The sequence below is a fragment of the Noviherbaspirillum suwonense genome (assembly GCF_900182955.1).
Taxonomy (GTDB): Bacteria; Pseudomonadota; Gammaproteobacteria; order Burkholderiales; family Burkholderiaceae_D; genus Noviherbaspirillum_A; species Noviherbaspirillum_A suwonense.
Genome location: NZ_FXUL01000013.1, coordinates 131,353 through 151,338 on the forward strand (window position 1 = coordinate 131,353; position 19,986 = coordinate 151,338).

The window sequence follows — 19,986 nt, forward strand, 5'->3', positions numbered from 1 at the left end:
TTAGAAGAGGACAAGAATGAGCAATGCAAAAGGCGCGCTGGTGCTGTTTTCGGGCGGCCAGGATTCCACCACCTGCGCCGCCTGGGCGCTGGACCGCTACCAACGGGTCGAGACCATAGGCTTCGATTACGGCCAGCGCCATGCGATCGAACTCGCGGTGCGGCCGGCGGTGCTGCAGTCGCTGCGCCGCATCTCGCCCGAATGGGACGCGCGGCTGGGCGAGGACCACATGATCGACCTAGGCATCCTCGGCAAGATCTCCGACACCTCGCTGACCCGCGACGTCGAGATCACGATGCAGGCCAACGGCCTTCCCAACAGCTTCGTGCCGGGCCGCAACCTGATGTTCATGATGGTGGCCGCGACCCTGGCCTACCGGCGCGGCCTCGACGTGCTGGTCGGCGGCATGTGCGAGACCGATTATTCCGGCTACCCGGACTGCCGCAATGACACGATGGAGTCGCTGGAGCGCACGCTGAACCTGGGCATGGCGACCGCGCTGTCGATCCAGACGCCGCTGATGTGGCTGGACAAGGCCGCCACCTGGGAACTGGCGCAGCAGCTGGGCGGCGACGCGCTGGTTGAATGCGTGCGCATCGAGACCCATACCTGCTACCTGGGCGAGCGCGGCGCGCTGCACGACTGGGGCTACGGCTGCGGCCGCTGCCCGGCATGCGAACTGCGGGCGCGCGGCTACCAGGCGTTCAGGAAGGCTGCCTAGAGACTGCGGACTGCGGCTGCCGCTGCCGGCGCCGTCTCCGGCCGGCTGCCGCCGGCCCGCAGCCAGCACAGCGCGCTGGCGGCGACCACGGCCAGCACGCCGCCGGCCAGCTTCAGCGCGCTGTCGAACAGCAGCGGCGACACCAGTCCCGAGACCAGCGCGAACACCACCATCTGCACGAAGCCCTGCAGCGACGCGGCCAGGCCGCTGCGCTCGGGGAAGAGCGCCAGGCCGGCCAGCGTCAGCGCCGGCATCGCCAGCGCCAGGCCGAACGCGTAGAAGAACAGCGGCAGCACCGCCCAGGGCAGCGCCGCCGGGAACAGCGCGTTGTAGGCCACGTTGGCCAGCGCCGCGATGCCCATCACGCCATAGCCGGCGAGGATCTGCCGCGGCTGCGAAACGCGCGCGGCCAGCCTGCCCGCCGCCGCCGAGCCGCAGACCATGCCGCCGATCAGCGGGATGAACATCCAGCCGAAGCCGGTTTCCGCCTGGTGCAGGATGCCCACCACGAAGCTCGCGGCCGAGCCGATATAAATCGCGATGCCGGCGAACGACAGCGCGAAGGCCAGCGCCAGCAGCAGGAAGCGGCGGTCGCGCAGCACCTCGCAGTAGGCCCTTGCGATGACGCCGGGATGGAAGGCATGCCGCTGCTCCCGCGGCAGGCTTTCCGGCAGGCTGCGCCAGCAGACCAGCAGCAGCAGCGCGCCGAAGCCGCCCAGCGCCACGAACACCGAACGCCAGCCGAATGCGGCATGCAGCCAGCCGCCGAGGATGGGCGCAATGGCCGGCGCCAGCCCGAACACCATCATCACGCTGGCCATCATGCGCTGGGCGTCGGCGCCCGACAGCCGGTCCTGGATCACCGCCCGGCTCACCACGGTCGATGCGCCGGCGGCCAGGCCCTGCAATACCCGGCAGACCAGCAGCCAGCCCAGGCTGGGCGCGGCGGCGGCGCCGAAGGACGCGGCGGCATACAGCACGAGCGAACCGAGGATGATGGGCCTGCGGCCGAAGGAGTCCGACAGCGTGCCGCTGAAAAGCATCATGAAAGCGAACGCGAACAGGAAAGCGCTGAGGGTTTGCTGCACCAGCGCCGGGCTGGCCGCGAAGCTGGCGCCGATGCCATGGAAGGACGGCAGGTACATGTCGATCGCCAGCGCGCCTGTCATGGACAGGCCGGCGAGGATCCAGGTGAGAAGATTGCGCATTGAAATTCTTTGAGGGCTGATTGAGCGAACATGCTGCTGTTCCCGCCGGCCGACGCCAGCGGGAACAGCATGTCCGGGGAAGAAGCGCGGCGCCGGGAAAGCTGCCGCCCTGCCGCCATGCGATGCACGGCGATGTACGGTAGCGCCGGGCAATGCCGGTGAATGCCTGCATGGCCCGCACCGCCCGGTTCCACCGCCATTGCGGCGGCGGATGATTATACGGTCCGGCGGGAGGAAGGAAGGACGCAGCCCACGCGGCCCGCGCGTGCGCTGGCTGGCTGGGCCGTCGATGCGGGACGGCTGCCGCCTGGCGGCGCGTTCAGCCCTTGGCCTGGTGCGCCTTGATATGTTCCTGCAGCTCCGCCGGGCTGGCCTGCGTGTAATCCTTGTTGATCTCCAGCCGGACCGCCGACGCCACGTTGGGATTGAGCTGCTGGCGCAGCACGCCCAGGAACTCCGGCGACGCGACGATGCACAGTTCGCGGAAGCGGCCCTGCTGCTGGCCCTTGAGCAGCGCCTCCGCGACACTCCTGGCAAACAGCTCGCTCTGGTGCTCCACCGGCGTCTGGTGCGGCTCGAACGCCTTGTTCGGCGTGGCATTGCCGGTGTTATGAATGCTCTTGCCCGCCGAGGTCGGGCCGATCTTGTCCGACTCGCTTTCGGACGTGCGCAGGCGGGCGCCTGCATTGACCATGCTTTCTATTTCCTCCAGGCCTGCCGAGGAACCGGCCTGCGAGAAGATCCGTGCGCGGCTTGCGTTTGCCGAAACGATCCAGGTAGCGTCCATGATTGCCTTGCCCTCTCCGCTCTGTTATTGGGCAAGGTTCGATGCGCGCGCCACCGGAAATGTTCCGCAGCCGGGCAAACCCGTCAACGCTGGCCGTCGCTCGCCATCTTCGACATGGTGTAGATCGAGTACAGCGCCGCCAGGCCGACCAGCGCATAGACCGCCCGCGCCGCCGTCGTGCCGTCGCCGAAAACGGCAGCCACCAGGTCGATGTTCATCAGGCCCACCAGGCCCCAGTTGATGCCGCCGATGATCATCAGCACCATGGCCAGCCAGTCGAAGGCGCCGATGCGGCGCGCGATCGACTGGTCTGCGCCGGAGCGCCGTTCTGGGTTGCGCCGCCGTTCGGTGATATGGGGATTCATGGTTGACATGGCAAGCTCCTGCCGCGCCGGCAGGCGCGGTGTAAGGTGATGATCGGGGATGGAAGATCGATGAAACCGTCCGGCATGCGCGCGCCCGGCATGACGCATGCCCGAAGCTTTCAGGCGATTAGAGAACACCGGCCCGCACCGGTTCCATCTGCCGCAAGCGCTCCTTTTGCGCTGCAACAATATGCCGGGCAATCGGTGTGCGCGGCGCCGCCCCGAAGCCGATGGCGGCCCGCAGCGCAGGCCCGGCCTTGACGCAGTCTGGCCGCCCTTCCTAACTGTCTTGACCCACCTGCGATATTCAGTGACGATACGGCACCCGCTGCCAGTAGACGACGGGCGATCCTACTCGACCTGCGATGATGATGTTTCAGAGACGCATCAGTTTCCATGCCTGCCTGGGCGCCGCCCTGAGCGCCCTCATCCTCTTGCTGGCCGTGGTCCTGGCCGGCGCGCTGGGCGAAACGGCCAAGCGGGAAGTCGCCAGCCTGGCGGCCGCCAATCTCGACAGCACGAGCCAGCAGATGGCCCGGGAACTGTCGGCCGCCATCGACGCATTCGCGCAGGACGTGCAGGCCCAGGCCGGCCGCGAGGTTTTCCGCGGCGCGTCAACCGCCTCGGCCGACATGCGCGCCGCGCTCGACCAGTTCGCGGCCAGCCGCGCCGAGTATGCATTCATCGCGCTGGCCGACGCCCGCTCGGGCATGGTGCTGGCCGGCAGCGGCGGCCAGTTCGAAGGCAGCATGCTCGACCGGTCGGTGCTGGAGAACGGCGCGAAAGGCATATTCGTGGGCGACGTGCAGGACGCTGCGCGGCTGGCCGAACGGCTGCCGCGGGACGCGGTCGGCGAGCCGGTGCGATTTTTCGGCGCCGCCGCGCCGGTGCGCAACGAGCGCGGCGAGACGATCCGCGTGCTGGTTGCGCATGTCAACTGGCGCTGGGCGGACAGCCTGCGCAACAGCGTGCTCGGCCCGGTCATGGAAAGGCGCGGCATCGAGCTGCTGGTCGTCGACAGCAGCAACCGGGTCGTGCTTGCGCCGAGCAGCGTGCCTGCCGGCAGCACCCTCGACCGGCTCCTGCAGCGGCCGCCGGGCGTCGCCGCCAGGAGCATCCGCTGGAACGACGGCGCGGACTACCTGACCGTGATGAGCCCGACCATGCCGCGCGGCTATTTCCAGGGCCTGAGCCTGAAGGTCGTGGCGCGCCTGCCGGTCAAGACGGCATTCGGCCCGGTGGCGGCGCTCCAGCGCAATTTCTTTGCCGGCGCGCTCGGGCTGGGCCTGGCTGCCGCCGCCATCGCATGGTTCGCCGCCAGGCGCCTGCACGGCCTGTCCCAATGGCCTGAAAAGCCTGCGCCCGAGGCCCTCGCCGGCTCCGCGATGCCGGCCTTCCGGCGCCGCAGCGGCGAGAGCATCCCGATCGGCGACATGCTCGAGCGGCTGACGGCCGGCAGCCAGGCGCCGCCCGCCGACCGGGACTTCGCCGCGCTGGCCGAATCGCTGCCGCATGCCGTCTGGCAAGCCGATGCGCGGGGGATGATCGAATATTGCAATGCGCAGTGGCAGGCGGCGTTCGGACGGACGGCGATCCACCGCATCGACCAGCTCGCGTCGCTGGCGCACCAGAGCGACCTGCTGGCGTTCGTGGATGCCTGGAGCGCCAGCCGCATCGGCGGCGCCGACCTCGACTGCGTGCTGCGGCTGCGCACCGGCCGGGACGGTGCATTCGTCTGGTTCCGCCTTCACGGCCGCGCGCTGCGGGCCGACGGGCGCGAGATCAGCCGCTGGGTCGGCACGCTGACCGACGTGCATGAGACGATGCTGCAGGCCGAGCGCACCGGCCAGGCGCTGGAGAGGGAGCGCCGGACCCGCGCCGAAGCCGAGCGGGCGACGCTGATGGCCGATGAATTCCTGACGACGCTGTCGCATGAACTGCGCACGCCGCTCAATGCCATCGCGGGCTGGGCGGAGCTGCTGGCGCGGCAGGGCGGCGACGCCGAGACCGCGGCGCGCGCGGCCGATGTCATCAACCGCAATGTGCAGCTGCAGGCGGCCCTGCTCAACGACCTGCAGGACACCAGCGCCATCATCGCCGGCAAGGTGGCGCTCGACTCCCGGCCGTTCGACGTCGCCGCGCTGCTGGCCGACGTCGCGCTGTCGCAGAAGCCCGCGGCCGAGCGCAAGCAGGTGCGCTTCGCGTGCAGCGCCGCCGGCCCGGTGCAGATCGCCGGCGACCCGCGCCGCATCAACCAGGCCGTCACCAACCTGGTGTCGAACGCCATCAAGTACACCGACGCGGGCGGCCAGGTCACGCTGGACGCCAGGCTGGAAGGCGAGTCGCTGCTGATCAGCGTGAGCGACACCGGCTGCGGCATTGCGCCGCAATCGCTGCCGCATGCGTTCGAGGGTTTCCGCCAGGACGCCGCGGCGCCGGGCAAGCGCGGCGGCCTCGGGCTGGGCCTGGCGATCGCCGCCAGCCTGGTCAGGCTGCATGGCGGCGCCATCGAGGCCCATAGCGACGGGCTGGGACAGGGATCGCGCTTCACGATCAGGCTGCCGGCCCTGGCCGGGGCAGCCGACGGCGCCGTCAGCGCCGGCACCGAGCAGCTGCTGCAGCAATTCCCGATGACGCCGCTGGCCCGGCTGCGCATCCTGGTCACCGACGACGAGGAAGACGCGAGGCTGGCCACGCAGTCGCTGCTGGCCAGCTTCGGCGCGACGGTCACGGTGTCGGCGTCGGGCAGCGAGACCCTGCAGCTGCTGGACCGCCAGAGCTTCGACCTGCTGCTTTGCGATATCGGCATGCCCGGCATGGATGGCCACGAGCTGATCCGCGCCATCCGCAAGCGCACCCGCGACAAGGGCGCGATGACGCCCGCCATTGCGCTGACGGCGTTCGCGATGACCCGCGACCAGCGGGCGTCGTCGCTGGCCGGCTTCGACGCCCATGTCGCCAAGCCGCTGTCGGCGCAGACGCTGATCGAGACCATCTGCAGCGTCTGCGAAGTGGGGAATGCGCATTGATGCGTATGAATGCACGGCCGCGGCGATGCCCGGCCGCCCGCGTCAGCGGCAGCTGACCGCGGGCCGCGACTTTCCGGGAGGCGGCAGCAGCCGTGAGAATTCGACCTGCATGGTCCGGTAGCAGTCGCAGGCCTGCGACTCCAGGATGGCGCGGTCGAGCACCTTGACATGGCCGCGCCGGTAGCTGATGCCGCCGGCGAGCTGCAGCCGCGCCGCCGCTTCCGAGACGCCTTCGCGCCGCACGCCCAGGATCCCGGCCAGCATGCTGTGGGTGATGTCGACTTCGTCGCCGCCGGCGCGGTCCAGGTTCTGGAGCAGCCAGCGGCACAGGTGCTGCTCTATCTTGTGATAGCGGTTGCAGATCGCGTTCTGGGCCATCTGGGCCATGAAGGCCTGGGTATAGCGCAGCAGCAGGTCCATCGCCGGCCCGCCGCGCTCGAACTCCGCCCGCATCAGGTCGGCCCGCAGCCGCAGGCAATGGCCGCCGGTCTGCACCACGGTGCGCGCGGCGGTCGCCGCGCCGCCCATGAACAGCGATATGCCGACCATGCCCTCGTTGCCGACCGCCACCAGCTCGGACGAGGCGCCGTCCTCCATCAGGTGCAGGATGGACAGCACCGCGTTGGCCGGGAAATAGATGTGCGAAGGGATGACGCCGGCGTCGCACAGGACGTCGCCGGCATGCAGCAGGACGGGCTCCAGGTGCTCGGCCAGGCGCTCCCGGTCGCTGGCGGGCAGCGCGGCCAGCAGCTTGTTCTGGTCTAGCGTAAACAGGACGGTAACGGGGATAGGCATGGGGCGGGCCTGGCGGCCGGATGAAAACCGCCATCTGTGCGATGATGCGGCCCAATATACTGGTGTAAAAAATGCATTCAATGAATGATGCATCTGCTTACACATGACACATTTGCGTGCATGTGGCATGTGGGCGGGCGCATCCGGAAAAGAAGAGGAACTCCCATGACCAATCTGCTCGACCGCCGCCTCGCGCTGCTCGCTGCCGCGCCGGCGCGTCCCCTGCTCGGCCAGGGCTTGCGCGGCATCGAACGCGAGACCCTGCGGGTGACGCCGACCGGCCAGCTGGCGACGACGCCGCATCCGGCGGCGCTCGGCTCGGCGCTGACCCACCCCCAGATCACCACCGACTATTCCGAATCGCTGCTGGAGTTCATCACGCCGGCCGAGCGGGACATCGCCACCGCGCTGGACGAGCTCGACGCCGTGCACCGGCTGGCCACCGACAAGCTGGGCGGCGAACTGCTGTGGAGCCAGTCGATGCCCGGCCCGCTGCCGGCCGAGAGCGAGATCCCGATCGCCTGGTACGGCACCTCGCATATCGGCATGATCAAGCATGTCTACCGGCGCGGCCTGGCGCTGCGCTACGGCCGGGCGATGCAATGCATCGCCGGCATCCATTACAACTATTCGCTGGCCGAAGGGCTGTGGCCGCTGCTGCAGGCCGACGAGGGCAAGTCCGGCTCGCTGCGCGACTACCAGTCCGAGAGCTATGTCGCGCTGATCCGCAACTTCAAGCGCACCAACTGGCTGCTGATGGTGCTGTTCGGCGCGTCGCCGGCGCTGGACCGCGCCTTCCTGCGCGGCCGCCCGCACCAGCTCGAACAGCTGTCCGAGGACACGCTCTACCTGCCCTATGCGACCAGCCTGCGCATGAGCGACCTCGGCTACCAGAACAATGTGCAGGCCGGCCTGGTGCCGCCGTACAACACGCTGGCCGACTACATGAAGAGCCTGGCGCGCGCGGTGCGCCAGCCGCATCCGCCCTACGTGGCGATGGGCACGCGCCAGAACGGCGAATGGGTGCAGATCAACACCAACGTGCTGCAGATCGAGAACGAGTTCTACGCGACCATCCGCCCGAAGCGGGTGATCAGCTCGGGCGAGCGGCCGCTGGAGGCGCTGTGCGCGCGCGGCGTCCAGTACATCGAGGTGCGCTGCATGGACGTGGACCCGTTCTCGCCGGTCGGCATCAGCCTGCAGACCGCGCGCTTCCTCGACGTCTACCTGCTCTACAGCGCGCTGCAGGAAAGCCCGCCGACCAGCCTGGCCGACGGCGCCGAGAACAGCGCCAACTTTGCGCTGGCCGTCAACCAGGGCCGCCGCCCGGGCCTGGAGCTGCGCCGCGGCGGCGCGGCCGTCAGCCTCGTGGACTGGGGCATGGAACTGCTGGAGCGGATGGCGCCGGTCGCCGCGCTGCTCGATGCGCAGCACCAAGGCACCGAGCATGCCGATGCGCTCGCCGCCCAGCGCGCGAAGCTGCGCGACGCAACGCTGCTGCCCTCGGCGCGCGCGCTGGAAGCGATCCGCGAGCATGGCTCGTTCACCGCCTTCGGCCTGGCCCAGAGCCGGCTGCACGCGGAAGACTTCCGCTCGCGGCCGCTGGACGCCGCGCAGCGCCAGGCGTTCGAGACGATGGCGCAGGACTCGCTGGACGAGCAGGCGCGGATGGAGCGCAGCCAGACCGGCAGCTTCGACGACTTCATCGTCCAGTACCAGGCGCGCACGCCGGCGCAGCTGTGCGAGGAGCCCTGCGCGCAGTAAGGCCGCCGGCCGCGGCCGGCAACGCAATGCGCCGGCACAAGCCGCGGGCAATGGCCTGCGCCCGGCCATGCGCCTGATCACCAGTTGAGCTTGCCGCGCGCCGCGCGGCGGCAGGACCCGTCTACACTAACGCGCCGCCCACTAAACAGACCGTCGATGAACCATCCAGAGCTGCAACAAAAAACATTCCTGATCCTGCTGGTCCTTGTGACCATCGCCTTCGGCTGGATACTGCTGCCGTTCTACGGCGCGGTGTTCTGGGGCGCGGTGCTGGCCATCCTGTTCGCGCCATTCTACCGGCGGCTGATGGCGCGGATGAAGCAGAAGCCCAACATGGCGGCGCTGGCGACGCTGGCGATCTGCCTGGTGCTGGTGATCCTGCCGCTGACCCTGATCACGATGGCGATGCTGCAGGAAGGCGTGCTGGTCTATGAAAAGATCCGCTCGGGCCAGATCAACTTCGGCACCTACTTCCAGCAGATCGTCGCCGCATTGCCGCAATGGCTCACCCGCCTGCTCGACCGGATGGACCTGCTCGACATCAACTCGATCCAGCAGCGGCTGTCGTCCGGCGCGGTGCAGGGCAGCCAGTACGTGGCGACCCAGGCGATCAACATCACCCAGAACACCTTCGACTTCATGGTGAGCTTCTTCATCATGCTCTACCTGCTTTTTTTCCTGCTGCGCGACGGCGCCGCGCTCACCACGCGCATCCGCGACGCGATCCCGCTGAGCGCCGGCCACAAGCGGCACCTGTTCAAGAAGTTCACCACCGTGATCCGCGCCACCGTCAAGGGCAACGTCGCGGTGGCCGCGGTGCAGGGCGCGCTCGGCGGCCTGGCCTTCTGGTTCCTCGACATCCAGGGCGCGCTGCTGTGGGCGGTGCTGATGGCTTTCCTGTCGCTGCTGCCGGCGATCGGCGCGGCCGTGGTCTGGCTGCCGGTGGCGATTTATTTCCTGGTGACCGGCGCGATCTGGCAGGGCGTGGCGCTGATCGCCTTCGGCGTGCTGGTGATCGGCCTGGTCGACAATGTGCTGCGCCCTATCCTGGTCGGCAAGGACACCCAGATGCCCGACTACGTGGTGCTGATCTCCACCCTCGGCGGCATGGCCCTGTTCGGCCTGAACGGTTTCGTGATCGGACCGGCGGTGGCGGCGCTGTTCATCGCCTGCTGGGACCTGTTTTCGGCGCAGCCGGAATCGCCGATGCCGCCGAAATGAGCCGGCGCCTGTCCTTGACGGCATCGTTATTGCCAAACTGGCAGCGCTGCTAAACTGAGCCGGCTTTCCCTTACAACAACAGGCCTGCATCCATGCGCACACCCGGCACCCCACCCAAGCACTTCTCGATGCTGCGCGGTTTCCACCTCGCGGATTTCTTTACCCTGGGAAATGCCGCATGCGGCGTCGCCGCGGTGTTCCTGGCGATGCTCTACATGGGCAGCGCGTCGATGACGCATTTCTACGCGGCGGCCGCGATGGCGCCGGCGGCGCTGATCTTCGACGTGCTGGACGGCCGCATCGCCCGCTGGCGCAGCCAGCATTCATCGCTCGGGCGCGAACTCGACTCGCTGGCCGACATCATCTCCTTCGGCGTGGCGCCGGCCGCGCTGGCCTTCGCCGCCGGCATGCGCGGCGGCCTCGACGCGGTGGCGCTGGCTTACTTCGTCTGCTGCGGCGTGAGCCGCCTGGCGCGCTACAACGTCACCGCGGAAACCCTGTCCGAAGGCGCCGACAAGGTGGCCTACTTCGAAGGCACGCCGATTCCGACCAGCGTGCTGCTGACCGCCGTGCTGGCGTATGCGGCCTGGCAGGGACGCATCGGCGACGACCTGTACTGGGGCGTCTGGGCGATCGGACCGTGGCAGTTCCACCCGCTGGCGCTGCTGTTCGTGCTGTCCGGCACGCTAATGATCAGCAAGACGCTGCGCATACCGAAGTTCTGACGGGCCGGCGCCGCGCCGTCACGGCAGCGGCGCAACGGCCCTGGATGGCGCGGCCGCCTTGCGGGCTTCCCCGGTCACCGGCCTGGGATGCCTGGCCGTTTTCCTCGCCGCCTTGGGCGCCGCCTTCTGGGCCGCCGCCGTGCCGGCCTTGGTCCGCGCGCTTCCGATGACCGGTCCCTGTTCCTTCGCGACCTCCCTTGCCGCGCCGATGACCGGCCCCGGCGGCTTGCCGCTCCCGGCGTCGGACGGCCTGGCCGCACTGCTGCGACCGGGCTGAGCCGACTGGGCCGGCGTCGCCGGCGTCCATGCCGGCGCCTTCTCCTTCGGCAGCGGCGCGCCCGTGCTGCTGTTCTTCGACGACACGCCCAGGTTCAGCACGTCGCTGCGGTCCTTGACGGTGGCGGTGCTGACGCCCTTCCCTGCTTCGGTCACGACGCCCCGGGCGGCCGACGTCTCCGTATTGGTCAGGCTGGCGGCGTCACCCGACTTCAGCGTCACCTGGCCGCCGCTGTTGATGGCCGTGCCCTGGTTGTGCTCCTCGGTACTGCCGCGCACGCCGGCGCCTTTCTTGCCCTCGGAAGCGTCCTTGTCGGTGCTCACCGTATTGCGGGTGGTGGCTTGCGCCGCGCCGAGCGAGCCGCCTATGGCGTTGGCCGTGCTCGTCGCCGTCTCCAGGCGCAGGTCGCCGGTTGCCGTCAGCGCCGCATCGCCCGCCGATTTCACGCTGCCGCCCTGCATGGTCAGGTCGCGGCCGGCGGCAAACTGCGCGCCGCCGGCGCCGGCCTGCTCCGTGGCGCCGCGCCTGCTGTCGCTCTTCGCATAGTCGCCGGAAAGATCGAGCGCGCCGCTGCGCGAGCCGGCGGTGTTGTCGGGCGTGGCGGCGCCGTCCTTTCCCAGCGACGAAACCGTCTTGCTGCCGGCGCCGAGGGCAAGCTCGCCGGCGAATTTCATCGTTTCGGCGCTGTCCGTGGCAGCCTTCAGCGTCAGGTCGCGCCCGGCCGATACGGACGCCGCATTGCCAGCGCGCAGCTCGGTCCCTTCCAGCGCCGCATCGCCGCCGGCGCGCACCCGCATATTGCCGCCGGCGCTGACGCCGCCGGTGAGCGCCTTGTCGCTGGCGCTCTTTTCATACTGCCCCTTTGCGCTGAAACCGAACTTGCCGGCGTCGGTCTGCTTTTCCTTTTCCAGGTCCCTTTCGGTCGATGCGCCCAGCTTCAGGCTGCCTTCGGCGCCCAGCGCCTCGCTGCGGCTGGTGTCGCGCGCGGCGTCGAACGCCAGCTTGCCCTTCACATCGACATCGGCATTGCCGCCCGCCTTGAGCCGGCTGCCTTCCAGCCGCGCGTCGCCGCCGGTCGATAGCGCCAGGTCGCCGCCCGCGGCGATGTCGGCCACCGCCGCCTTACTGCCTGCTTCGGCCTTTTTCGAGTACTCGCCTTCCAGCGCCATGCCCTTGTCGCTGCCGCTATCGGACCTGGTCGCCGACAGCGCGAGGGCGCCGTGGATCTTTTCCTCCGACGTCGAACGGGTGCTCTGCGCGGCGGCGACATCGAGCTTGCCGCCGAACTCCATGCTGGCGTTGCCGCCGGCCTGGATGCCGGCGCCTTCGATCCGGGCATCGTCCCTGGTCCGGATCGCCACGTCCCGCCCGGCCTGGATGCTGCCCGCCACCGCGTCCGACGCCTCGGCGGACGTGGTGGTCCGGTCGAAATTCCCGGACAGGCCGCCCGTCACCGGGCTGCCGGTGCCGGCGCTCACGCCGCCGCTGATCTTGCCGCCGCCTTCGGTTTTCTGCTCGGACGACTGGCTGGCGTTGCGCGCGGCTTTCATGTCCAGCGAGCCGGCCTGGAGGTCGACGTCCCTGCCGGCCATCCGCGCGCCTTCCAGCACCGTGGCGTCGGCGGACCTGCTGGCGAGCTTGCCGCCCGCGGTGATGCTGGACACGACCGCGGTGCTGGCGCTGGCAGACTTGCCGGCGTCCTTGTGCGCATACTCGGCCTCGATGCCGGCGCCGGCATTGGCCTCCAGCACGGTCTTGCTCTGCTTTTTCTTGTCCAGCGTGTTGCCGGTATAGCCCGCGCCGACGCCGCCCGAGACCTGCAGGCTGCCCGACGCCTCGGCATCGGCCTTGCCGTACGCGCCGAGCTTGCCGATGTCGCTCTGCGTCTTCGAACTGCTGGAACTGGTGTTGCTGGCGGCCTGGCTGTCTATGGTCTTCGCTTCCTGGCTGAAGTTGCCGGCCGCGTCGATGCTGGTGCCGACATCGGCGATGCGGTTCCCGGCGCTGCGGCTGATGTCGCCCGATCCCGAACGGATCGTCGTCACCCTGGCGGTGCCGGCCGATTGCTGCTCCTCGGCGGCCTCGCGCTTGAACTGCAGGCCCGCGCCGCCCTTGGCCTCGGCAGTCGCGCTGCCTTTCGCGTCCAGGCTGGCGGAGGCGCCGGCATGGGCCGAGTCCTGGTTCAGCGCGCCATGGTCGCCGAGGCTGGCGCGCACTTCGCCCTTGACCGCGGCGGATCCCTTGGCCTGGGCCTTGGCGCCGCCGTCCGCATACAGTCCGCCGCTGGTCCTGGTGCTGGTGCTGCTGCTTTCCTTAATGTCCTGCGCCGCGGCGAACGTCATGTTTTGCGCCTTCAGCGCCACCTGCCGTTCTCCCTGCAGGTCCGCGCCCTCGGCCTTCAGCGTGGCGCCGGCGGTGATGCGGAGGTCGGCGCCGGCCTCGACGGCGCTGCCCCGGTTGTTCACTTCCCTGCTGCTGGTGGCGGCCTGCAGGTCGCGCACCATGTCGATGTTGTTCCGGGAGCCGGCTTCCGCCCTGGCGTCGCCGCTGGCGGCGGCGCTGCCCTTCACCCCGGCGGCGACCTTGTCGGGCGTGGCGGCGCCGGGATTGCCGGCAGTCGCCAGCTTGCCGCTGCCTTCCGCGCTGGCCTTGCCGGATGCGGCGGCTTCGGCCTTGTTCTTCGAGTCGATCAGGAAACCCGCCGACGCGGTGCGGCTGGTGGTGCTGGCGGTCGTGATGTCCTGCGCTGCGAGTATGTCGACCCTGTCGCCGGTGATCGCGACGTCGCCGGCCGCTTTCAGTTTCGCGCCTTCCAGCGTGACCTGCCTGCGCCCGCCGACCGTCAGCACGCCGCCGCTGGCAATCTCCGAGGCCACTGCCCGCTGCGCCGTGCGCTGCTCCGCGACGCTGGCGTTCTCCATCAGCGCCAGCCCGGCCTTGCCGTTCGCCTCGGCCGCCGCGCCCGCGGAAGCCGAGGCCGCAGCCGATCCCTTGGCCGCCAGGTCGTTGTTGGCGCTGCCGGTGGCAATGCCGCCGGCGCCGCCGTTGCCGCTTGCGGGCTTGCCGCTGGTGACGACGCTGTCTTCCCGGCTGAGCGCGGTCGACGATGCGCTGCGGTTCAGCGCGCCGTCATCGCGCGTCCTGCTGCTGCCGGCAGCCTGCGTGTCCACCGCGCTGACAACGCGGTTGCCGCGGTCGTCGACGACGGCGCCGCGCTGCTGACCGCTGGCGGAAGTCGCCACGTCCGTGTCCGCGGCCTTGCGTTTCGGGTCCGGCGTCAGGGCCTTGCCGGCGTCGACTTCAGCCGACGCGCTGGCGCTGCGGGTCGACGTCGCGCTGGTGCTGGCGACCTCCCGGCCGTCGACTTGGGTGCTGCGCTTGTCGCTGGTCTGGCTGGCGCTTTCCGATGCCGCCTTCGCATTCGCCGTGGCGGCGGTCGCGCCCTCGGACGACTGCTTCAGGTAGGTGCTGGTGTCGGTGCGGACGGCGCTGGCGTCGGTGTTCCTGCCGGCCTCGATGCGCACGGCGTCCGCGTCGAGCTGCACATCGACCTGCGCCTTCAGACTGGAGCCGCGCACCAGCAACTGCCTGTCGGCGCTGGCGTCGAGCCTGCCGCCGCTGGCGACCGAGGCCGCGACATTGCGCTCGGCCACCACCCCGGCCCTGGTGGTGCTGGTGCCGTACTGCCCGCCGCCGACACCGGCGCCGCTGACCGTCGCGCTGCCCTGCACCGACGTCCGGTCCTGGGCCGCGGCGATGGAAAGGTCGCGGCCAGCCTCCAGGACCATGTCCGCGCCCGACTGCACGCTGGAACCCTGCACCACCAGGTCGGCGCCGCTCCTGAGCGCAAGCGCGCCGCCGGCCGCCAGCGTGGAACGCAGCTGGGAATCGTTGCGGCTTTCCACGGTGCCGCCGTCGACGCTCCGGGTGCCGGCCAGGAGCTTGCTGGCCGTGGTCAGCTCGACGCTGCGGCCGGCGTCGACGGCGGCGTCGCCGCCCGCGGCCAGCGTCGCGCCGCGCACCGTCACGTCCTTCGCGGCCGATACCGACAGGTCGCCCCGGCTGGCGATGGCGGCGCGGCGGCCCATCCCGCCATCGACCGTGCCCAGCGCGCTGGTGTCGGCCTGGGTCTCATTGACCACGCTGCCGGCGGTGGACGCCACGGCCACGCTGCGGCCCTCGATGCTGCCGCTCAGGTTGCGCACGTCGCCGGCCGTTGCGATCTCCACCTTGCCGCCGCGTATCGTGCCGCCGGCGTTCTCCAGCGCGGCGGTCCTGATGCGCAGGTCGAAGGCCTCGATGACCGCGCCGGAAATGACGGCCTGCCGGGTGGAGCGCGCCAGGTAGACCACCGGCACCAGCACCGGCGTGCCGCCGACGTCTTCCTCCACCATCCACACCAGGTCCTGCTCGAGGCGCGCAATCTGCTCCGGCGTCAGGCCCTTGCCGAACCTCAGGCCGAGCGGCGCGGCCTGGCCCGCGGCCTGCTGCATCAGCGCCTGGAACTGCGCTGCCTCGCTCGCCTGTCCCTGCAGGAACTGGCGGCCGGTCTGGGCCACGACCTGGTCGCGGATCAGCCGCGCCTCGTAGGAAGCGTCGCCGAGCCGTTTCTGGAACAGTTCGGGATCGATGCCCAGTTCCCGCGCCAGCGCATCCGAACCGGGCGACCCGGCAGCCGGGCCGTTGACGAACAGCGGATTGGTCTCGACCAGGTAGCGCGCCGCCGGGTCCCTGGCCGGCACGAAGAAGCCGTTCGGATTGGCCGGCAGGGCCAGGTTCAGGCCCTGGAACGGTTGCGCCGCCGCGGCCGGGCCGACCGGTTTGATCTTCAATCCGGTCACCGGGTCGAGCGCTGCGCCGTCGCTGCCCGGGCGCAGCACGATCGCTTCGCGGCCGGGCTGCGTGCCGCCGATGGGATGGATGGTCGGGTCCGACGGCGAGCCGCGATTGATCAGCGTGCCGCCCTGGACATCGAGCGTGTCGGCGAAGATGCCGGCGTCAAAGGCCTGCAGCAGGGTGCGGGGAAGCGCGCGCCGGTAGACATGGTCCTGCACGTCGCCGCTGTTGCTGCTGGTCGTCGAGAAGCCCTCGCCGTTGGGCTTCAGGTAATCGGCGGCGCTTGCCGGATACGCATAGGTGATGCTGACCGAGGGCACCAGGCCGCTGGCGTCCACCGTGACGATTTCCTTCCATTGCCAGGAAAACCCGTAGCGGTCGAGGTGCAGGTCCTGGTTCACGAACGCCTGCGCGCCGCCGTCGCTGCTGTGGATTTTCACGGTCGGCGCCGACAGCAGCGCGGCGGTGTTGGCGCCCTTGAGGCCGTAGTCGATGTCCAGTACGGCGCCCGCGACGATCTGGCCCTTGCGCGTCGGGAACGGCGCGCTGAGCCGCTCGGTCACGCTCTGGTTCGCCTCGTACAGCGTGGTCACCCGGGTGGTGCCGGGCTTGCAGCTGAAAAAATCGATGCAGGGCTCGACGAGCCTGCTCAGGGCGACCACCTGTTCGCCGGGCGTGCTGGTCCTGATCTCGGGCGCCGGTCCCACGGGAAGATTGCTGAAGGACTCCGTGGTGCGGATGTCGATGTTCCGTTTCGCTTCCACGGTGCCGCTATTGGCGAACGTGCCGGCGTCGAGGCGGATGTCGCTGGCGTCCATGCTGGCATCGTCGCCATTGCCGACCGCCTGTTTCGGCGCCGTCAGGGACAGCGTCTTGCCTGCGTACAGCGCGCCATCGTTCCGGATGCCGTCGCTGCGCGCGGTCAGCGACAGGCTGCCGGCGGACGACATGCCTGCGGTGCCGGTGTTGACGATGCCGGCGGCCTGCACGGCAAGGGCATCGGCGCCATGCATGACGCCCTGGTTGAGCAGCTTGCCGGCCAGGACGATCCGCGCATTGCCGGCGACGATGGCCGCATCCTTGCCCAGGTTGTCGAGCGCGCCGGCGTCGATCAGCGCGGCTTGACGCGCGCCGATGCTGCCGCTGTTGGCCACGCTGCCGGCATACAGCGACAGGCTGTCGCCCAGCAGCATGCCGCCCGCGCCGTTCGTCAGCCTGCCGCTGCGGCGGGAAGGAGCGCCGATGGCCAGCGCCGCGCCGGACTGCACGCGGCCCTGGTTGCCGATGTCGGCGCCGCCCGCGATCGTCAGCGCGCCGGCTGCAAGCAGGCGGCTCGCGGCGCCATTGTTCTCCAGGCCGCCGGCCGCGGCCAGGTCCAGCGTGCCGCCGGCGGCGATCTCGCCGCTGTTCTGCAGCTTGCCGGCGCTGGCCACGAGCCGCGCCGCGCCGTCGGCCTGGATGACGCCGCGGTTGTCCAGCGCGCCGGCGTCGAGCGCGAGCAGGCCGGCGGCGCTGTCGGTCAGGAGGATGCCGCTGTTGAACAGCGTGCCGCCGACGCCGGCCGACAGGCTGCGCGCCGCCTGCATCCGGCCCTGATTGTCCAGCGACGCGGCGGCGGCCAGCAGGTCGCCGCCGGTGGAGAGCATGCGGCCATCCGGGCCCTGGTTGCGCAGCGCCGCGCCGGCGCCGATGTCCAGCGTGCCGGCCGACTGCATCAGGCCGCTGTTGTCGATGCCGGCCGCGGCCCGCGCCAGCAGCGAGCCGGCCGATTGCATGCCGCCGCCGTTGACCAGGCTCGCCGCCCGCAGCCGCAGCGCGGCCTGCGCGCCGGCCTGCAGCAGGCGGGCGCCGGCGCGGTTGGCCAGCTGGCCGCCGACCTGCAGGTCGACGCCGCTTGTGCCCTGGATCAAGCCGGCATTGTCCAGGTTGCGCGCGGCCAGCGACACGCTGCCGCCCAGCATGTCCGCGCCGCCGGCGTTCAGCACATCGCCCAGCCGCGCGCCTTCCTGCCCGACGCGCAGCGCGCCGCCGGCCTGGATCAGGCCGGCATTGGTCAGGCTGGCCGCAGCGGCCGCGCCGCCCGCGATGCTCAGGTCGCCGCCCGCCAGCATGCGGCTGGCGGCGCCGCGATTGTCGATCGCCGCCGCCTCGACCGACATCGCTTGCGCCTGCAGCAGGCCGCTGTTGTCGAGCCGGTCCGCGACCTTCACGGCGGCGGCGCCGGCGGATGCGATCGTGCCGCTGTTGCCCAGGCTGCCGGCGCCCAGCGCCAGCCGGCCGTCGCTCCCGCCGTCGGCCGCCGCGGTCGTCTCGATGACGCCGCTGTTGCCGAGCGCCGCGCCGACCGCCAGGCGCATGTCGCCGGCGGACTGCAGCACGCCGGCGTTGTCCAGGCTGCCAGCGTCGATACCGAGGCTGCCGCCCTTGCCCGTGACGAGCAGCGCGCCGCCCGGGCGATTGACGACGGCGCCGGAGGTGCGCACCGCCAGGCTGCTTGTGCCCTGGATCAGGCCGGCATTGTCCAGCGCCAGGCCATTGAAGACCGCGCTGCCCGCCAGCATGCGGCCGGTCGCGGCGTTGGCCAATGTGAGCGGCTTGCCGCCGGCGCCGATTGCCAGCGTCGTCCCGGCCTGCAGCAGGCCGCGGTTGGCGATGGCGAGCACGGCGGCCGGGTCGGCGGCGTCGATCGCCAGGGCCTGCGCCGACAGCAGCCGGCCGTCATTGTTCAGCGCGGTCCGTGCCGTCAGCGCCATGCCGGCCGCGGATTCGGCGTCGACGCCGGCGCCGGCCGTCAGCGCGCCGCCCTGCGCAGCCAGCGCCAGGTCCGCGCCGCTGACCAGCGTGGCCCGGGCCAGCGTCAGGTCGCCGCTGCTGGCGATGCGCATGCCGCGCGCGGCGGCGGCGCCGTCCTCGCCGCTGTAGAAGCCGCTGCCCAGCGCGCCGACCGACAGCGAGCCGGCCCGCAGCGCCAGCGTCGCGCCCGCTCCCCAGCGGCTGCCGTCGATCTCGGCATGGCCGGCGATCTGCGCGTCCAGCGTCGTGCCGGCGCTGCGGCTGGCGCCGCTGGCGGAACGGTCGGCCAGGCTCTTCGCCTGCAGCGACAGCGCGGCGCCGGCCCGCAGCGCGGCTTCCTCGAGCGTTGCGCCGCCTTCCGACGACAGGACCAGGTCGCGCCCGGCGCTGAGCGCGGCGGCGGCGCCGGACAGTTCGAGCGATGCCGCGCCGGCATCGCCGGCCTGGCGCACCTGCAGGTCGCGGGCGGCCGACATCCTGCCGTGCAATGCGACCCGGCCCGCGCCGTCGAGCCGGAAGTCGTCGATGCTGGCGGCGGCCTCGCCCAGCATGCGCACGCCGACGCCCGCCTCGGTGGCGATCAGGCGGATGCGCCCGGCGTACATGCCGCCCAGCGCGGTCGAGTCGATCGCCAGCGCCGGCGCCGGGCCGTCCGGCGTCGTCGCGCCGCCGATGTCCCGGCCCGCATAGCGCCACTGGTTATTGCCGGTGACGATGCCGAGGCTGCCGCCGGCGGCGGTATTGACCTGCCCGTCAATGCGCACGGCGCGGGTGACGATGTCGAGGATCTGCTGCGCGCTGGCGTTCAGGCCGCTGCCGTTGATCAGCACGTCGCCGCGCGAGACATTGAAACCGGCGATGCCGCCGTCGGCGCCGAACACCGGCACGCCGCTGGTGAGCGTCACGCGGTCGCTGTTGATGAAGCCGCAGCCGCCGCAGGTGATGCCGTAGGGATTGGCCACGATCACGTCGGCCTTCCCGCCCAGCACCTCGGTGAAGCCGGCCAGCGTGCTGCGCCTGGCCGACACCACCTCGTTGAGTATCACGCGCGCCTCGGAACCCAGGTTCGGGTTGCCTTCCAGCGCGCCGGCGAGCTGGGACTGGCGCAATCCGGGCAAAAGGCTGTTGTTCAGCACCAGGCCGCGCTGGTCGACGTCATAGCGCGTGTACTGGTTGCGGGACAGCCCGGCGCCGTTCGGGTTGTTGATGTTCACCACCGGCACGCCGTTCGGCGCGGTCGCCGCGCTGGCCGGCCCCTGCACGGGCAGCACGGTGGCCGGCGGACTCTGGGCGCCGGCCGGCCCTGCCAGGGCCAGCGCCGCGCACAGGCCCGCGGCGGCATGGGCGCCGGTGATGGCGGCGGCGGTGGAACAGGCGGCGCGGCCGCGGCCGCGCGCGGTTTCGGGCGCCACGATGCAGGCGCCGCGCGCTGCGCTCCAGATCAGTCGGAATGCGCGGTTCATGC

10 protein-coding genes are annotated in these 19,986 nt (G+C 70.8%); 5 read left to right on the forward strand and 5 right to left on the reverse strand.

Features of this window, described 5'->3' with window-relative positions:
* Positions 1-16: 16 nt before the first annotated feature.
* Complete coding sequence (gene queC, locus QOL82_RS16785; protein ID WP_283443453.1) at positions 17-721, forward strand: 7-cyano-7-deazaguanine synthase QueC; 705 nt, start codon at positions 17-19, stop codon at positions 719-721.
* On the opposite strand, the gene QOL82_RS16790 is transcribed toward queC, so the two are convergent.
* The 3 genes from QOL82_RS16790 to QOL82_RS16800 form a co-directional block, all read right to left on the reverse strand.
* The gene (locus QOL82_RS16790) at positions 718-1,929 is read right to left on the reverse strand and encodes a multidrug effflux MFS transporter (protein WP_283443454.1); all 1,212 of its coding nucleotides are present in this window, start codon (positions 1,927-1,929) and stop codon (positions 718-720) included. The genes queC and QOL82_RS16790 overlap by 4 nt on opposite strands.
* A 319-nt stretch (positions 1,930-2,248) precedes the next feature.
* Positions 2,249-2,716 (reverse strand): host attachment protein, encoded by a 468-nt coding sequence (locus QOL82_RS16795; RefSeq protein WP_283443455.1) that lies wholly within the window; start codon positions 2,714-2,716, stop codon positions 2,249-2,251.
* A gap of 83 nt (positions 2,717-2,799) precedes the next feature.
* Positions 2,800-3,090: a DUF378 domain-containing protein gene (locus QOL82_RS16800; RefSeq protein ID WP_283443456.1), complete on the reverse strand. Its 291-nt coding sequence runs from the start codon at positions 3,088-3,090 to the stop codon at positions 2,800-2,802.
* A gap of 362 nt (positions 3,091-3,452) precedes the next feature.
* On the opposite strand from QOL82_RS16800, the gene QOL82_RS16805 reads away from it, so the two are divergent.
* Positions 3,453-6,110 carry a hybrid sensor histidine kinase/response regulator gene (locus QOL82_RS16805; RefSeq protein WP_283443457.1) on the forward strand — a complete coding sequence of 886 codons (2,658 nt, stop codon included), beginning with the start codon at positions 3,453-3,455 and terminating at the stop codon, positions 6,108-6,110.
* Between the two features lie 42 nt (positions 6,111-6,152).
* On the opposite strand, the gene QOL82_RS16810 is transcribed toward QOL82_RS16805, so the two are convergent.
* Positions 6,153-6,905, reverse strand: a complete 753-nt coding sequence (locus tag QOL82_RS16810; protein WP_283443458.1) for a Crp/Fnr family transcriptional regulator — start codon at positions 6,903-6,905, stop codon at positions 6,153-6,155.
* 165 nt (positions 6,906-7,070) lie between these two features.
* Between QOL82_RS16810 and gshA the strand changes: the two genes are divergently transcribed.
* From gshA to QOL82_RS16825, 3 genes are all read left to right on the forward strand, one after another.
* Positions 7,071-8,669 (forward strand): glutamate--cysteine ligase, encoded by a 1,599-nt coding sequence (gshA, locus tag QOL82_RS16815; protein WP_283443459.1) that lies wholly within the window; start codon positions 7,071-7,073, stop codon positions 8,667-8,669.
* Between the two features lie 156 nt (positions 8,670-8,825).
* A complete protein-coding gene (locus QOL82_RS16820; RefSeq protein ID WP_283443460.1) occupies positions 8,826-9,890 on the forward strand; it encodes an AI-2E family transporter in 1,065 nt (354 codons plus the stop codon).
* A 92-nt stretch (positions 9,891-9,982) separates the two neighbouring features.
* The gene (locus QOL82_RS16825; RefSeq protein WP_283443461.1) at positions 9,983-10,615 is read left to right on the forward strand and encodes a CDP-alcohol phosphatidyltransferase family protein; all 633 of its coding nucleotides are present in this window, start codon (positions 9,983-9,985) and stop codon (positions 10,613-10,615) included.
* Between the two features lie 18 nt (positions 10,616-10,633).
* On the opposite strand, the gene QOL82_RS16830 is transcribed toward QOL82_RS16825, so the two are convergent.
* A complete protein-coding gene (locus QOL82_RS16830) occupies positions 10,634-19,984 on the reverse strand; it encodes a two-partner secretion domain-containing protein (protein WP_283443462.1) in 9,351 nt (3,116 codons plus the stop codon).
* Positions 19,985-19,986 lie beyond the last annotated feature (2 nt).